Source organism: Delftia sp. DS1230, from assembly GCF_040112715.1.
Classification (GTDB): Bacteria; Pseudomonadota; Gammaproteobacteria; order Burkholderiales; family Burkholderiaceae_C; genus Comamonas; species Comamonas tsuruhatensis.
The window spans coordinates 4,909,304-4,924,015 of record NZ_CP157763.1 but is presented as its reverse complement, the minus strand read 5'-3'; the positions used below and the strand labels follow the sequence as shown (position 1 = coordinate 4,924,015).

General features: G+C 69.0%; 14 protein-coding genes. 8 read left to right on the top strand and 6 right to left on the bottom strand.

The genetic code is table 11. The features are described from left to right. The first annotated feature begins 54 nt into the window (after positions 1-54). Complete coding sequence (locus AAN986_RS22175; protein WP_016450081.1) at positions 55-948, top strand: LysR family transcriptional regulator; 894 nt, start codon at positions 55-57, stop codon at positions 946-948. A gap of 27 nt (positions 949-975) precedes the next feature. Here the strand turns inward: AAN986_RS22175 and AAN986_RS22170 are convergent, their stop codons facing one another. From AAN986_RS22170 to xsc, 4 genes are all read right to left on the bottom strand, one after another. After that, positions 976-1,281: a hypothetical protein gene (locus AAN986_RS22170; protein ID WP_016450080.1), complete on the bottom strand. Its 306-nt coding sequence runs from the start codon at positions 1,279-1,281 to the stop codon at positions 976-978. Between the two features lie 137 nt (positions 1,282-1,418). Next, entirely contained in the window at positions 1,419-2,465 is a 1,047-nt protein-coding gene (locus tag AAN986_RS22165) for a putative sulfate exporter family transporter (RefSeq protein WP_016450079.1), read from the bottom strand. Then, positions 2,462-3,436, bottom strand: a complete 975-nt coding sequence (locus tag AAN986_RS22160; protein WP_016450078.1) for a bifunctional enoyl-CoA hydratase/phosphate acetyltransferase — start codon at positions 3,434-3,436, stop codon at positions 2,462-2,464. The genes AAN986_RS22165 and AAN986_RS22160 overlap by 4 nt, the downstream gene beginning before the upstream one ends. Positions 3,437-3,648: 212 nt before the next feature. Continuing rightward, on the bottom strand, positions 3,649-5,460 hold the full coding sequence (xsc, locus tag AAN986_RS22155) for a sulfoacetaldehyde acetyltransferase (protein ID WP_126312785.1): 1,812 nt from the start codon (positions 5,458-5,460) through the stop codon (positions 3,649-3,651). Between the two features lie 131 nt (positions 5,461-5,591). On the opposite strand from xsc, the gene AAN986_RS22150 reads away from it, so the two are divergent. From AAN986_RS22150 to AAN986_RS22140, 3 genes are read left to right on the top strand one after another with little or no spacing between them, the layout of a single operon-like run. Next, positions 5,592-6,419 carry an IclR family transcriptional regulator gene (locus AAN986_RS22150; protein ID WP_016450076.1) on the top strand — a complete coding sequence of 276 codons (828 nt, stop codon included), beginning with the start codon at positions 5,592-5,594 and terminating at the stop codon, positions 6,417-6,419. After that, positions 6,412-7,389, top strand: a complete 978-nt coding sequence (locus tag AAN986_RS22145) for an AAA family ATPase (RefSeq protein ID WP_013803829.1) — start codon at positions 6,412-6,414, stop codon at positions 7,387-7,389. The genes AAN986_RS22150 and AAN986_RS22145 overlap by 8 nt, the downstream gene beginning before the upstream one ends. Next, positions 7,379-9,070, top strand: a complete 1,692-nt coding sequence (locus AAN986_RS22140) for a cobalt chelatase (RefSeq protein WP_349335487.1) — start codon at positions 7,379-7,381, stop codon at positions 9,068-9,070. Before AAN986_RS22145 ends, AAN986_RS22140 begins: the two co-directional genes overlap by 11 nt. Positions 9,071-9,127: 57 nt before the next feature. On the opposite strand, the gene AAN986_RS22135 is transcribed toward AAN986_RS22140, so the two are convergent. After that, positions 9,128-9,892 carry an alpha/beta fold hydrolase gene (locus AAN986_RS22135; protein ID WP_126312787.1) on the bottom strand — a complete coding sequence of 255 codons (765 nt, stop codon included), beginning with the start codon at positions 9,890-9,892 and terminating at the stop codon, positions 9,128-9,130. A gap of 108 nt (positions 9,893-10,000) precedes the next feature. Further along, the gene (locus AAN986_RS22130; protein WP_026063043.1) at positions 10,001-10,621 is read right to left on the bottom strand and encodes a hypothetical protein; all 621 of its coding nucleotides are present in this window, start codon (positions 10,619-10,621) and stop codon (positions 10,001-10,003) included. Between the two features lie 86 nt (positions 10,622-10,707). On the opposite strand from AAN986_RS22130, the gene AAN986_RS22125 reads away from it, so the two are divergent. The 4 genes from AAN986_RS22125 to AAN986_RS22110 all read left to right on the top strand — a co-directional run bounded on the left by AAN986_RS22125 (position 10,708) and on the right by AAN986_RS22110 (position 14,693). Further along, a complete protein-coding gene (locus AAN986_RS22125; RefSeq protein WP_349335486.1) occupies positions 10,708-11,445 on the top strand; it encodes a WYL domain-containing protein in 738 nt (245 codons plus the stop codon). A gap of 25 nt (positions 11,446-11,470) precedes the next feature. Next, positions 11,471-11,839, top strand: coding sequence for a DUF2946 family protein (locus tag AAN986_RS22120; protein ID WP_349335485.1), 369 nt, complete (start codon positions 11,471-11,473; stop codon positions 11,837-11,839). A gap of 123 nt (positions 11,840-11,962) precedes the next feature. Then, entirely contained in the window at positions 11,963-12,628 is a 666-nt protein-coding gene (locus tag AAN986_RS22115; RefSeq protein WP_046240906.1) for an SCO family protein, read from the top strand. A 226-nt stretch (positions 12,629-12,854) separates the two neighbouring features. Continuing rightward, positions 12,855-14,693: a diguanylate cyclase gene (locus tag AAN986_RS22110; protein ID WP_016450069.1), complete on the top strand. Its 1,839-nt coding sequence runs from the start codon at positions 12,855-12,857 to the stop codon at positions 14,691-14,693. Positions 14,694-14,712 lie beyond the last annotated feature (19 nt).

Below are 14,712 nucleotides of genomic sequence, written 5' to 3'. Positions count from 1 at the left end.
AAAGAAAATTGCCTAGAATTCTCTGGTGTCCATGCATAAATGAATGGATGAGTGATGTCGGAACCCCACTGGGAGTGGTATCGCAGTTTTTTGCAGGTGCTGGAGTCCGGGTCGCTGTCAGCGGCGGGCCGGGCCATGGGTGTGGCGCAGCCGACCGTGGGCCGCCACATCGACGGGCTGGAGTCGGCGCTGGGCCTGCAACTGTTCACCCGCTCATCCGATGGCTTCGCGCCCACGGAGGCGGCCTACGAGCTTCAGCCCTATGCAGCCAGCATGGCCGCGACGGCGGCCGCGCTGCGCCGCGTGGCGGCCAGCCATGGCTCGGGCGTGCGCGGCACGGTACGGCTGACGGCCAGCGAGGTGGTGGGCGTGGAGGTGCTGCCGCCTGTGCTTGCGCAATTGCGCGCGGCACACCCTGAACTGGGCATCGAGCTGGTGCTGTCCAACGCGGTGGACGACCTGTTGCGCCGCGAGGCCGACGTGGCCGTGCGCATGTTCCGGCCGCAGCAGGAGGCGCTGGTGGCACGCCATATCGGCGCCATCGAGCTGGGGCTGCATGCCCATGAAAGCTATCTGTCCGCACGCGGCGTGCCGGAATCGCTGGAGGACCTGGCCGGGCATTCGCTCATCGGCTTCGACCATGAAAGCGCCCTGATCCGAAAGATGCAGCAGCAGTTTCCCATGCTCACGCGCGAAGGCATGGCGCTGCGCTCGGACAGCGACCTGGCCCAGCTGGGCGCCATCCGCGCGGGCTTTGGCATTGGCGTGTGCCAGTCGGCATTGGCGGCCCGGGAGCCGGGCCTGGTGCGGGTGCTGCCCCAGGCGTTTTCATGGAAGCTCGATACCTGGGTGGCCATGCACGAGGACCTGCGCAAGAGCGAGCGCTGCGCCGTGGTCTTCAAGGCCGTGGCCCAGGCGCTGACGGCCTATGCCAGAGGCGGTGCCTGACGCCCGGCACCCAGGGGCACTTGTGCTTCAGCCGGCGTGCAGCAGGCAGGAGCGCGCGAGATGGCGCAGCGTGGACTTTCTGCGCTGGGTGGCGACAAAGGACTGGCAGTTGTGGGCGATGTAGGCGGCCATGACCACGGTCAGGCTGGCGATGGCCCACAGCGGAATGGGCAGCAGGGAATCGAGCAGCACCGCGCACACGGCCAGCATCGACAGGCAGGGCAGCAGCCGCAGCAGGGCGGCTTGCCGGGGTTGCTGATTGCGCAGCAGGGTGAGGACTTGGGTGGCGGTCAGCCTGCGGAATCTGCCGGCTTGCTTGCGAAAAACGTTCACGGCGCGGTAGGGCGTTGATGTGGATCAAAAATTTGTGTGCAAATGTATCATCTTGGTGCATGCTCATCAAGCGATGTGTGGCGCCATGACAAAGGCCCGCGCAGGGCGGGCCTCTTGCGGCAATGCCTGTGCAGGCGTCAGCGCATCTCGATCTCGATGGCGATCAGCACGAAGGCCGCCATCCACAGCGTCTCCACCACCAGCAGCGCAAAGGGTCGCCAGCCTGCCTGGGCCAGTTGCTGGAACGAGGTCTTCAGGCCCAGTGCCGCAATGGCCAGCACCAGACAGTTGCGCGACAGGTCGCTCAACTGGTGCTGCAGGCCCGGCGGCACCCAGCCCAGCGAGTTGATGGCCACCAGCGCGACGAAGACCCACAGGAACCAGGGCACCAGGCCCGGCTTCTTGCCGTGGTGCTGCTCGGCCGCTGCCTCGCGCTGGCGCTTGAACAGGGCCGAGACCATGACCACCACCACGGCCAGCATGGACACGCGGAACAGCTTGACGATGGTGGCGTAGTCGCCCGTGGCCTGGTCGATGGTGTAGCCCGCGCCCACCACCTGGGCCACATCGTGGATGGTGCCGCCGATGAACAGGCCGGCCAGCTCGGGCGGCAGATGCAGGGCGCGCGCCACCAGCGGGTACAGCACCATGGCGGCCGTGGACAGCACGGTGACCGTGACCACCACGGTCAGCGTGAAGCGGTCGCTGTCCTTGTCGCGCGGCAGCACCGACGAGATGGCCAGCGCCGCCGAGGCGCCGCAGATGGCCACCGCGCCGCCCGACAGCACGCCCTGCGGGCGCGTCAGGCCCAGGCGCCGGCCCAGCAGCGTGCCGCACAGCAGCGTGGTGACCACGGCGGCGATAACGATCAGCGCCGTGGTCCAGCCCAGGCCCGCGATCTGCGTGGCCGTGATGCGCGCACCCAGCAGGCCCACGCCCAGGCGCAGCACGCCGCGCGCGCAGAACTCGATGCCCGGCTTGGCGCGCGCGTCCTGGCTCAGGAAGTGGAAGGCCACGCCGAAGAACAGCGCGAACAGCAGCTGCGGCCCGCCATGCAGCGTGGAGACGAAGGTCGCCGCCAGCGCAATCACGCCCGACAGGCCCGTGCCGGGCAGGAGCCTGAGCCACTGCAGCATGCGCGGCACGGGCGCCTGCGCAGCCACCTGTGCTTGGACCTGGCTCATGACTGCTCCTTGCCGCCCGCCGCGCTGGCCAGCACGGCCAGCGCGCAGGACGCAATGCGGCTGGCCACCGAGTCCGAACGGCTGGTCAGCACGATGGGCACGCGCATGCCCAGCACCAGGCCCGCGCATTCGGCGTCGGCCATGTAGACCAGCTGCTTGTAGATCATGTTGCCGGCCTCCAGGCTGGGCACCAGCAGCACGTCGGGCTGGCCGGCCACATCGGAGACGATGCCCTTGTGATGCGCCGAGCGCAGCGAGATGGCGTTGTCATAGGCCAGCGGCCCGTCGAGGATGGCGCCGCTGATCTGCCCCCGGTCGGCCATCTTGCACAGCGCGGCCGCGTCGATGGTGCCGGGAATGGCGGGGTTGACCGTCTCCACCGCCGAGAGCACGGCCACGCGCGGCCGGGCAATGCCGATGGCACGGGCCAGGTCGATGGCGTTCTGCGCAATGTCGCGCTTGTCCATCAGCGTGGGGAAGATGTTGACCACGCAATCGGTCATCAGCAGCGGGCGCTCGAAGCCCGGCAGGTCCATCACGAACACATGGCTGGCGCGGCGGCTGCCGCGCAGGCCGGCCTCGCGCGCCACGGCAGCGCCCAGCAACTCGTCGCTGTGCAGGCTGCCCTTCATCAGCGCGCGGGCCTGGCCGCTGCCGCACAGCGCCGCCGCCTGGGCAGCCGCCGCGCGTGGATCGTCGGCTGTGGAGTGGATGGACGCGCCCGCCAGGTCCAGCCCGGCCGCCTGGGCCGCCGCTCGGATGCGTGCCTCGGGGCCGACCAGCAACGGCGTGATCAGGCCCGCCTGCGCGGCCTGCATGGCGGCCTGCAGCGAGCCTGCATCGCAGGGATAGGCCACGGCCACAGGAATGGGGCCTTGCGCCTTGGCCTGGTCGAGCAAGTGCTGGAGATGGGGACGGGGCGTGGCGGGCGCATCGTCGGCGGCCACGGCAAGTGAAAGTGGGGGGACCATGAAAGCTCCTGCGGGAAAGTACAGGGCCCGGCGCGAGCAACGCAGGGAATCTGGGAATCGGCTTTCGAGGGCCTTGCGCTTCACCCAGGCGCATGAAACCGGCGCGGCCCATCCCAGGGACACCGAGGAAGGGCCGCCCCGCACCGAGGGTGTCGTCCCCCTCCCCCGCGCAGCGGGTAGAGAGGGGGAAGGCGCGTCAGCGCCTCAGGGGGTTAGACAAAGTCCTTGTACTTTTCGAGGAAGCGCACGGGCTTGGAGAGCGCATCGCGGCGGAACGGGTCACCCAGTTCGCGCGTGCACATCACCTCGATCACGCAGGTCTTGCCGTGGTTCATCTGCAGGTCGATGGCCTTCTTCAGCGCCGGGCCCACGTCCTCGATCTGGTCGACCACGATGCTCTCGGCGCCCATGGCGCTGGCAATGGCTGCGAAGCTCTCGCTTTCCAGCTCGCCGGCCACGAAGCGGCGGTTGTAGAAGTCCACCTGGTTCTTCTTCTCGGCGCCCCACTGGCGGTTGTGGAAGACCACGGCCGTGACGGGAATGTCATGGCGCACGGCGGTCATGATCTCCACCATGCTCATGCCCCAGGCGCCGTCGCCGGCGTAGGCGATGGCTGGGCGGTCGGGCGCCGCGCACTTGGCACCGATGATGGTGGGCAGGGCATAGCCGCAGTTGCCGAAGCTCATGGGCGCGAAGAAGCTGCGCGGCTCGTCGAAGCGCAGGTAGCTGTTGGCCACGGAGTTGATGTTGCCGATGTCGGTGGAGACCATCACGCGCGGCGGCATGGCCTTTTCCAGCTCGCGCAGCACCTGGCGCGGATGCAGGTACTGGCCGCCCGTGGGCGTGCGCTCGCCCTTGGCCTCTTCGATCATGTCCAGGCTGTAGGGGTCGCGCTCATGCGTCCACTCGTCCAGCTCCTTCTCCCAGGCCGCCTTCTCGGTGGCGATGGTGTCGGCGCGCGCGGCCTTGGTGGCGTCGCAGGCCAGGGTCTGGCCCTGCAGGCGGCGGCCCAGCTCGCGTGCCACGGCCTTGGCGTCGCCGTGGATGCCGACCGAGATCTTCTTGACCAGGCCCAGGTTGGTGTGGTCGGCCTCGACCTGGATGATCTTGGCGTTCTTGGGCCAGTAGTCCATGCCGTGCTGGGGCAGGGTGCCGAAGGGGCCCATGCGCGAGCCCAGCGCGATCACCACGTCGGCCTGGGCGATGAGCTTCATCGCGGCCTTGGAGCCCTGGTAGCCCAGCGGGCCGGCCCACAGCGGGTGCTTGGCGGGGAAGGCGTCATTGCGCAGATAGCCCGTGACCACGGGTGCGCCCAGGCGCTCGGCCAGCTGCTTGCACTCCTCGACCGCATCGCCCATGACCACGCCGCCGCCGGCCAGGATCACGGGGAACTTGGCCGTGGCCAGCAGTTCCGTGGCGGCCTGCAGGCTGTTTTCGCCGCCCGAGCCGCGTTCCACGCGCATGGGCTTGGGGATTTCGCACTGCACTTCGCCGTAGAAATAGTCGCGCGGGATGTTCAGCTGGGTGGGACCCATCTCGGAGATGGCGCGGTCAAAGCAGCGGGCCGTGAACTCGGCCATGCGCTTGGGGTTGCAGACATGGCCCTGGTACTTGGTGAACTCCTGGAACATGGGCAGCTGGTTGGCTTCCTGGAAGCCCCCCAGGCCCATGCCCATGGTGCCGGTCTCGGGCGTGATCATGACCACGGGGCTGTGGGCCCAGTAGGCGGCAGCAATGGCGGTCACGCAGTTGCTGATGCCGGGGCCGTTCTGGCCGATCACCACGCCGTGGCGGCCCGAGACGCGCGCATAGCCGTCGGCCATGTGGGCCGCGCCCTGCTCGTGCACCACGGGGATCAGGCGAATGCCGGCGGGCGCGAAGATGTCCATGGCATCCATGAAGGCCGAGCCCATGATGCCGAACATCTCCGTGACGCCGTTGGCCACGCAGGTCTCCACAAAGGCTTCGGAAGGGGTCATCTTCTGGACGCCTTCGACCACCGTACGATTGTTGGCTGCAGTCATGTTGTCTCCTTGAAAATGGAACTTTAAGTTCCGAAAAAAGAAATTACGGCGCAAGTCTAGGTGTGATTTCGCCTGGATGTCAAACAAATTTCTTTTTTCGGAACAAATTGACTCGAAAAATTGAAAACCATATGATGGCCAACACCATGAACACCCGAGACCCTGTCCCTGCCCGTATCGATGGCGATACCCCCAACCTGCGGCTGTTCGCGCTGCTGGAGGCCATTGCGCAGAAGAACGAGCCCTTCACGCTGCAGACCATGGTCGAGGAGACAGGCCTGCCCAAGCCCACCATGCACCGCATGCTCCAGCAGCTCGAAGGCGCGGGCATCCTGCAGCGCGAGGGCAATGGCCGGCACTACGGCACGGGCCGGCGCCTGATGCGGCTCGCTGAGAGCGTGCTGCTCAACAACACCACGCACGGCGCACGCCACGCGGTGCTGGCGCAACTGGTGCGCGACATCGGCGAGAGCTGCAACATCACCGCCTTCTCGGGCAGCGAGGTGCTGTACCTGGACCGCGTGGAGACGCCCGCGCCGCTGCGCTTTTATCTGCACCCGGGCTCGCGCGTGCCGGCCCATTGCTCGGCCACGGGCAAGCTGTTCCTGAGCCAGATGGCGCCCGCGCAGCGCAGGCGGCTGCTGTCGGCCGTGCCGCTGGAAGGCTTCACGGCCAATACGTTGACGGCCTTTGACGCGCTGGACGCCGAACTGGACCAGGTGCGCGCCCAGGGCCATGCCTTCGACAACGAGGAATTCCTGCCCGGCCTGCTGTGCCTGGGCGTGCTCGTGCCCTCCATCCAGGGCGGCCCCTCGAACATGGGGCTGGCCGTGCAGGCGCCCATCATGCGTTTCCCGCGCGAACGTGCGCTGTCCTTTCTTCCCCAACTGCGCGCGGCGGCCGAGGCGATTGCGCGCATCAACGACGAAGTCCCCCCGGGAGCCCCTGACGATGACTGAGCTGACCCTGATGCATCCCACGCGCACGCTTGGCGTGCGCGAGACCTTCGGCCTGGACACCGACATGCAGGTGCCGGCCTTTGCCGAACGCAGCGAGCATGTGCCGGCCGTGGACCCGGCCTACCGCTTCAACCCGCAGGCCACGCTGGCCATCCTGGCGGGCTTTGCGCACAACCGGCGCGTGGTCATCCAGGGGCTGCACGGCACGGGCAAGTCCACCCATATCGAGCAGGTGGCGGCGCGGCTGAACTGGCCCTGCGTGCGCGTCAACCTCGACGGCCACATCAGCCGGCTGGACCTGGTGGGCAAGGACGCCATCGTGCTGCAGGAGGGCCGCCAGGTCACGCAGTTCCAGGAAGGCATCCTGCCCTGGGCGCTGCAGCGGCCCGTGGCCCTGGTCTTCGATGAATACGACGCGGGCCGGCCCGACGTGATGTTCGTCATCCAGCGCGTGCTCGAACGCGAGGGCAGCTTCACCCTGCTGGACCAAAAGCGCGTGCTCCAGCCGCATGCGCAGTTCCGCCTCTTCGCCACCATGAACACCCTGGGCCAGGGCAACCTCAGCGGCCTGTACCACGGCACGCAGATGCTCAACCACGCCCAGCTCGACCGCTGGAACCTGGTCACCAGCCTGGACTACCTGGCGCCGGCCGAGGAAGCCGCCATCGTGCTGGCGCGCGTGCCGCAGTTGGCCACGCCGCAGGGGCGCGAGCAGGTGGCCGCCATGGTGGCGCTGGCCGCGCTCACGCGCAAGGGCTTTGCGGTGGGCGACCTGTCGCTGCTGATGTCGCCGCGCACCGTCATCACCTGGGCCGAGAACGCGCAGATCTTCCATGACCTGCGGCTGGCCTTCGAGCTGTCCTTCCTCAACAAGTGCGAGCCGGCTGAGCGGGCCATCGTGGCCGAGTACTTCCAGCGCTGCTTCGGCCAGGAACTGGCGCTGCGCGACGAGCCCGCCCATGCCTGCTGAGGCATCCCCCTCGCTGGCGCGCATGGAGGCCTGGGGCGGCGCGCTGCTGCGCGCCATGGCGGGCGATGCCTCGCTGCAATGGAGCGGGCAGACGCTGTACCGGGGCACGGCGCCCGTGGTGCTGGCAGCGGCCCACCAGGCCGATGTGCCGGCCCGATTGGCCGACCAGCGCGGCCTGCTCGACGGCGCCAGCCTGCGCCTGCGCCTGAGCGATGCCGCGCTGCACGCGCGCCACCTGCCCGGCGACCCGGTCGAGCGGCTGGTGTTCGAGCTGCTGGAGCAGTTGCGCGTGGAAAGCCTGGCGCCCGAGGAATGGCCCGGCGCACGCGCCAACCTGCATGCGCGCTTTGTGCACTGGAGCCAGGCCTTTGCCGATTCGGGCCTGACCGAAAGCAGCCTGGGCATCCTGCTGTTCACCGTGGCGCTGACCGCCTGGAGCCGCCTGGGCGGCCATGAGCCGCCCGATGCCCTGGCCGACCTGGCCGAGGCCACGCGCACCGGCCTGTCCGCGCAACTGGGCGCGCAGTGGGCCCTGCTGCGCCGCCACCGGCAGGACCAGCAGGCCTTCATTGCGCCGGCCCTGGCCATCAGCCGCTGGGTGGGCCAGGCCGTGCGGTCAGCCCAGGAGGAGGCGCCGCGCGGCGCTGCCGGGCCGCGCCGGCGCGGCAGCTTCGCGCTGCCGCTGCACTTTGAATCGCAAAGCCTGGATGCGCCGCCCGTGGCGCTCAGCGGCGACAGCCGCGCCTGGGCCGGCTCGGCCCACAGCTACCGCGTGTTCACGCGCGCCTATGACCGCGAGGCGCAGGCCACCGAGCTGATCCGCGCCGCGCAACTGGCCGAGTTCCGCGAGCAGATGGACGAAGAGTTGGCACGCAGCGGCTTGCACGCAGGCCGGCTGGCCCGCCACCTGCAGCAGCGCCTGGCCGTGCCGCGCCACGACGGCTGGCAGTTCGGCCTGGAGGATGGGCACCTGGATGCAAGCCGGCTGGCGCAACTGGTCAGCGATCCGCAGCAGCGCGCCATCTTCAGGAACGAGCTGCCGCGCCCCGTCAGCGATGCGGCCGTGGCCATCCTGCTGGACTGCTCGGGCTCGATGAAGGCGCATGCGCGCCCGCTGTCCCTGCTGGTGGACCTGCTGGGCCGCGCGCTGTCCATGGCCGGCGTGCCGGTGGACGTGCTGGGCTTTTCCACCCAGGCCTGGAACGGCGGCCGCGCCCGCCGCGACTGGCAGCGCGCGGGCCAGCCCCACATCCCGGGCCGGCTCAACGAGCGGCTGCACATCGTCTTCAAGGATGCCGCCAAACCCTGGCGCCACGCCCGCCACGGCGTTGCCGCGCTGCGCAGGCCCGACCTCTTTCGCGAGGGCGTGGACGGCGAGGCCGTGGAATGGGCCTGCGAGCGGCTGCTGGCGCGGCCCGCGCAGCGCCGCATCCTGCTCGTCATCTCGGACGGCTGCCCCATGGACACGGCCACGCACCAGGCCAACGACGAGCACTACCTGGACCAGCACCTGCGCCAGGTCATCGCCCGGCACGAGCGCGCGGGCGATGTTCAGATCCGCGCGCTGGGCGTGGGCCTGGACCTGGGCGTGTTCTACCGGCGCAGGCTGGCCGTGGACCTGCGCGAGCAGATCGATGAGGCCTTGCTGATGGACGTGGCGGAGTTGATCTGCCGGCCGTGATGCCGGCCTGCTAGCGGCGTCGCTCAGCGACCATTTCGTCCGGGCAGGACGGCAGATCTAGCGGATCTGCGCGACAAAGTCGCTCACCAACTGCGCAAATTCCACCGGCATTTCCACGGCACTCAAATGCGCGGCGGGCAACGACACCAGCTGCGCGCCCGGAATCTGCGCCTGCATGTCTTCGGACAGGGAAGGGGGCGTGGCCTCGTCGCGGCTGCCTGCAATGACCAGCGCGGGGCAGGCGATGCGCCGGTTGCTCTCGCGCAGATCGATGCCGCCCACGGCCGCACAGGCCGCCGCATAGGGCGCGGCCGCCGTGGCCTCCAGCCCGGCGCGCAAGGCTGCCACTCGGGCGGCCTGCCCGGCGCGGAATTCGGGCGTGAACCAGCGCTGCATGGCGCCATCGGCAATCGCGGCCACGCCCTGGGCGCGCACCGTGGCAATGCGCGCTTGCCAGCCTGCGCGCGCGGCCTCGTCGTAGTAGCTGGCCGAATTGGCGATGGTGATGCTGCGCACCAGCGCCGGATGGCGCGCGGCCAGGGCCTGGGCCGTCATGCCGCCCATGGACAGGCCCACGAAGTGCACCGGCCCCTGGCCCAGCGCCTCGATCACGCCAGCGGCGTCGTCTGCCAGGTCGTTCATGTCGAAGGCCTCGCCGATGGCGGGCGAGCGGCCATGGCCCCGGTGGTCGTAGCGCACCACGGTGAAGCGGTCTTGCAGGGCCTGGGCCACGCCGTCCCACATCTGGAGGTCACAACCGAGCGCGTGGCTCAGAACGAGGGCCGGGCCTTGGCCCTGCTGCACAACATGGAGTTTCGACATGGCGGTCACTGCTTGGGGAAAAGGCGATTATGGGATGGCCGGTGCAGGCTGGCGGATACGGATACCACGCATATCCGGCATCCGGCCAAGGCGCGGCGATGGCAGCGCTCAGGCCACCCTGTCCCAGAACTGCAGCTGTGCCGACCCCGGCGCGATCAGTTCCAGATAGTCCTGGCAGGCCGGATCGAACGGCCCCTGGCCCCACTTGCTGCACAGCTGGTGGGCGCGGCCGGCGCTATCGGCCAGCACCACGTCGGCATACAGGCCGGGGTCGTGGGCGCTGCGCATCACGCCATGGGCCGTGAAGCCGGGCTCATTCCGGTACAGGCCATCGGCCATGCGGTGCGCGGCGGCGGCCAAGGCATGGGAATCGGCGCCGGGGCGCAGCCGGAACAACGAGAACTCCATGCCCTGCGGCAGTCCATGTTCCCCGCCGTGGCTGAACACGCTGGCGCCCAGCAAGGGAGGATGCTCCACGCGCATCAGCCCGAAGTAGGCCGCGCAGGCAGCCGACCGGCCGGCCTGCGCCAGGGCGGCACGGGCAGCCTCCTGTGATTGCCAGGTGACGACATCCGCATAGCGCCCCTGGCCCAGCTGGACCAGATGGCGTGACAGGCATCCGCCCTGCACATCCAGGAACTGGTGCTGCATGGCGCTGGCGGCTTGCAGCAGGGTGTTTTCCGTCACACCGGGCAGCAGGCTGAACGCTGCCCATTCGATGACTTGCATGGCATTTCTCCGTGGATTGAACATGCCGCCCATGGTCCCTGCATCGCTGCCATTCAATGGCTGTCAATTGCGCCATGATGCCGGCCATGAAACCGCGCACGCTGCCCGCCCGTCTGTCCCGGCTTGACGCCCTTTCCCAGCGCCTGTCCGATGGCGCCGTGCACGGCGTGGCGGCGCTGTCCGAGGAACTGGGCGTCAGCCAGCGCACGCTGGCGCGCGACCTGTCGTTGCTCAGGCAGCAGGGCTGGGAGCTGGACAGCTCCTCGGGCAGGGGCGGCGGTGTCCGCGTGGTCCATCGCTGGCCCTCCGGCCGCGTGACCCTGCGGGGTGACGACGCACTGGAGCTGCTGATGTCCCTGGCGCTGTCGGAAGCCCTGGGCCTGTCGCTGGCGGGGCGTCATAGCGAACTGCGCCGCCAGTTCGCGCGCTGCTTTGCGCCGGCCGATCGCGCAGATATCGCGCAACTGCGCCAGCGCATCCGCGTGGCCTCGCCGGTGTCCGTCGAAGTCCAGGCTTCGCGGCGCGAGCGTGCGCAGGGCGTGGAGGCGCGCGCCAGCGTCTACCAGGCATTTGCACAGCAATGGATGCTGGCCTTGACCTACCTGGACGGACGCCAGCGCCGCAGCGAGCGCGTGGTGGAGCCGCAATGTCTGCTGCTGGCCTGGCCGTTCTGGTACCTGCTGGCCTGGGACTGCGAGCGCGAGGGCGTGCGCACCTTCCGGCTGGACCGCATCGTGCAGGCGCGTCGCGGCGGACAGCGCTTTCAGGTGCGCGACCCGGCCCGGTTTTGGGCCGCCTGCGACGAGGTCGGCGTGGCCCTGTGACGGCCTGCCCCCATAATCCCCAGCCATGCAAGCCCTGCGCGACTCCGTCGCACTGGCCCGCCTGGTCATGGCGTGGTTCGCGCTGACGCTGGGCCTGGCCATTGCATCGCCCCTGGTGCACCCCCAGGCCATGGAGCTGGTCTGCACGGCTGGCGGCAGCGTCAGGCTGGTCGTGGTCAACGGTGAAGAAGGACAGGCGGTGTCTGCCCAGCATTCGCTGGACTGCCCTCTGTGCCTGGCGGTGACGCCGCCGCCGGCGCATGTCCCTCCCTCCTGGGCGCAACTGCAGCCGATGGGCCGCGCGCTGCAGCCCATCGTCTCTGCCCGCATTGCCTCCCTGGTCGGCGCGCCGCTGCCGCCGCGCGGGCCTCCCTTGTTGATGTTGATCGCCTGAGCCCTTGGCTGCTTGCAGCGCTGTCCCGCGCTGTCTGGCCGCTGGCCTGTCTCAGAACATTGCCGCACCGGCCGGGCGCAGCCTTGGCGGCGCGGCTTCGCCAAGATTCCACGCAGGGATGCCATGTTCCGTTCCGATTGCCATGCGGCGCCGCAACGCGCCGCCGATTTTTCTTCGACCCGCCCATCCGTTGCTTCCGTCGCCCTGTCTCGCCGTGCCTGCCTTGGCGGCGGCCTGGCCGCACTGGCGCTGCTGGCCGGCTGCAAGCCCGCCGCCGTACCGTTCAAGGGCATAGACCTGACCGGCGCCCAGTACGGCCGGGACTTCCGCCTGCGCGATGCCGATGGCCGCGAGCGCACGCTGGCCGACTTCAAGGGCCAGGCCCTGATGGTCTTTTTCGGCTTCACCCAATGCCCCGATGTCTGCCCCACGGCGCTGACGCGCGCCCTGGAAATACGCCAGCTGCTGGGGCCCGATGGCCAGCGCCTGGCCGTGGCCTTCATCACTATCGACCCCGAGCGCGATACGCCCGAGGTGCTCAAGGCCTATGTGGGCGCCTTCGACCCCGGCTTTGTCGCGCTGCGCGGTGACGAGGCGCAGACGGCCGAGGTCGCCAGGGAATTCAAGGTCTTCTACAAGAAGGTGCCCACGGGTGCGTCCTACACCATGGACCACTCGGCCATCACCTATGTCTTCGATCCCGAGGGCCGGCTGCGCGTGGCGTTCCGCCATGAGCAGGACGCGCAGGACTGCGCGGCCGATCTGCGCCAGATCCTGCAGGCTGCGTGACGGCTCTGCACTTTCTCAGGAGGCCGGCGCAACAGGCCTTTGCGCAGCGGCCCTCGCCCTGGTCCAGGCCGCGACCATTCTTGCGGAGGTGAAGGTACGCCAGCGGCGCGAGCGCCGGTGCCATCGGTCAAAACCTCGTCTGGATCGTCCCGTCCTTGTGCTAAAAATGTGCGGCTCCATCCACCCGGACGCTCATCCAGCCAGACGGAAAGGGACACCCGGCGCCATGAAGACGCTTCTTTCTGACAAGGTGCTGCGGCGCCTGGTGCTTGGCAACCTGCTGGTCGCCGGCCTGCTGGGCCTGGCCACCTGGCTGAGCCTGCGCGCCAACCACCAGGCCGACCTGGACCTGGGCGTGGCTGTCACCCAGAACCAGGCCCGCAGCCTGAGCCTGGAGCTGACGGCCGAGATGCGGCTGGTGGACAACGCACTGGCCACCGTGGCAGGCCGCTACCGCAGCCGGGGCCTGGACGGCGACGATGTGGCGGCCCTCGCCCTCTATGAAATCCTGCAGGAGCAGCGTGCCCTGCTGCCCTTTGTCACCGCGCTGCGCGTGACCGACGCCAAGGGCCAGGTGCTGCTGACGGCCAACGAGGAAGAGCCCCCGTTTTCCGTGGCCGACCGCAGCTACTTCGAGCGCGCGCGCCACTCCGACCGCATGGTGATCTCCGATCCGCTGGTCAGCCATTCCTTCAACAAATGGGCCATCGTGATGGCACGCCGGCTGCAGTCCGGGGACGGGGATTTCAAGGGCATCGTCTATGCCGTGGTCTCGGCCACGCATTTCCAGTCGCTGTTTCGTCGCCAGGCCTTCGGGCCCGACAGCGCCATTGCGCTGCGCTCGGACAAGGACCTGCTGGTGGCCCGCTACTCGGCGGCCGATCCGTGGTCGGTGGCCGGCATTGGCGGCTCTGCGGTCTCCAGCGAGTACCACCATGCCCTGGCCGGCAACCGGGACAGCGGCTGGTACATCACGCCCACGGTGATGGACGACGTGGAGCGCATCACGGCCTACCAGCGGCTGGCCGGCTATCCCCTGACCGTCTTCACGGGCCTGGGCACACAAAGCTACCTGGCCGCATGGCGTGCTTCGGCCTGGCGCGCCTGGGCACTCACGGGTCTCAGCATGGCACTGATCGCGCTGGGTTCGGTCAGCCTCTACCTGCTGCAGCAGCGCGAGCGCGTGGCGCGCATCCGGCTTGCCGAGCTGCTGCGCCAGCAGGAACTGTTCATGGACAACGACCTCATCGGCATCGCCCGCCTGCGCGAGCGCCGGCTGCTGTGGACCAACCAGGCCCTGCAGCGCATGCTCAAGCGCCCGGCCGGCGAGCTGCAGGGCACCTCGGCGCGCATCCTCTACCCGGATGAGGAAACCTATGAACGCTCCGGCGAGCTGGCCTATGGCGCACTGCGCTCCAGCGGCAAATGCCATGCCCAGATGCAGCTGAAGACCAGCGATGGCAGCCTGCTCTGGGTCGATGTCAGCGGCGCAGGCCTGGCCGACGGCGAATCGATCTGGGTCTTCGTGGACATAGACGCGCTCAAGCGTGACGAGCAAGCCGCGCAGCACCAGGCGCTGCACGACGTGCTGACCGGACTGGCCAACCGCCGCGCACTGCAGGCCCGGCTGCAGCGCCAACTGGCCCAGGCCTGCGGACCGGGGCAACTGGCCGTCTGCTTCATGGATCTGGACGGCTTCAAGCAGATCAACGATACCGAAGGCCACGATGCCGGCGACGAAGTGCTGCGCATCGTCGCCCGCCGCCTCACCACCCAGGCCCGCGAAACCGACTGCGTGGCCCGCATGGGTGGAGACGAATTCGTGCTGCTGCTGGGCGAACTGGCCTCGGCCAACGACGCCCTTCAGGCCATGCAGCGCTGCCTGGCCTCCATCTGCCAGCCCATCCGCCTGGAAAACGGTGCCACCGTCCAGGTCGGCGCCAGCATCGGCATCGCCCTCAATGCCGCCCGGGAAAACACCACCCAGCTGCTGCAGCGCGCCGACGAGGCCATGTATGCGGCCAAGCGCGCGGGCAAGGGGAGGGTGGTGGTGGCGGAGGAGTAAAGGCGGAAAATATGGTAAT

Coding starts and splice junctions, on each gene's coding strand:
- AAN986_RS22175 (WP_016450081.1), top strand. CDS start 55: ATGTCGGAACCCCACTGGGAGTGGTATCGCAGTTTTTTGCAGGTGCTG.
- AAN986_RS22165 (WP_016450079.1), bottom strand. CDS start 2,465: ATGAGCCAGGTCCAAGCACAGGTGGCTGCGCAGGCGCCCGTGCCGCGC.
- AAN986_RS22160 (WP_016450078.1), bottom strand. CDS start 3,436: ATGGTCCCCCCACTTTCACTTGCCGTGGCCGCCGACGATGCGCCCGCC.
- xsc (WP_126312785.1), bottom strand. CDS start 5,460: ATGACTGCAGCCAACAATCGTACGGTGGTCGAAGGCGTCCAGAAGATG.
- AAN986_RS22150 (WP_016450076.1), top strand. CDS start 5,592: ATGATGGCCAACACCATGAACACCCGAGACCCTGTCCCTGCCCGTATC.
- AAN986_RS22145 (WP_013803829.1), top strand. CDS start 6,412: ATGACTGAGCTGACCCTGATGCATCCCACGCGCACGCTTGGCGTGCGC.
- AAN986_RS22140 (WP_349335487.1), top strand. CDS start 7,379: ATGCCTGCTGAGGCATCCCCCTCGCTGGCGCGCATGGAGGCCTGGGGC.
- AAN986_RS22135 (WP_126312787.1), bottom strand. CDS start 9,892: ATGTCGAAACTCCATGTTGTGCAGCAGGGCCAAGGCCCGGCCCTCGTT.
- AAN986_RS22130 (WP_026063043.1), bottom strand. CDS start 10,621: ATGCAAGTCATCGAATGGGCAGCGTTCAGCCTGCTGCCCGGTGTGACG.
- AAN986_RS22125 (WP_349335486.1), top strand. CDS start 10,708: ATGAAACCGCGCACGCTGCCCGCCCGTCTGTCCCGGCTTGACGCCCTT.
- AAN986_RS22120 (WP_349335485.1), top strand. CDS start 11,471: ATGCAAGCCCTGCGCGACTCCGTCGCACTGGCCCGCCTGGTCATGGCG.
- AAN986_RS22115 (WP_046240906.1), top strand. CDS start 11,963: ATGTTCCGTTCCGATTGCCATGCGGCGCCGCAACGCGCCGCCGATTTT.
- AAN986_RS22110 (WP_016450069.1), top strand. CDS start 12,855: ATGAAGACGCTTCTTTCTGACAAGGTGCTGCGGCGCCTGGTGCTTGGC.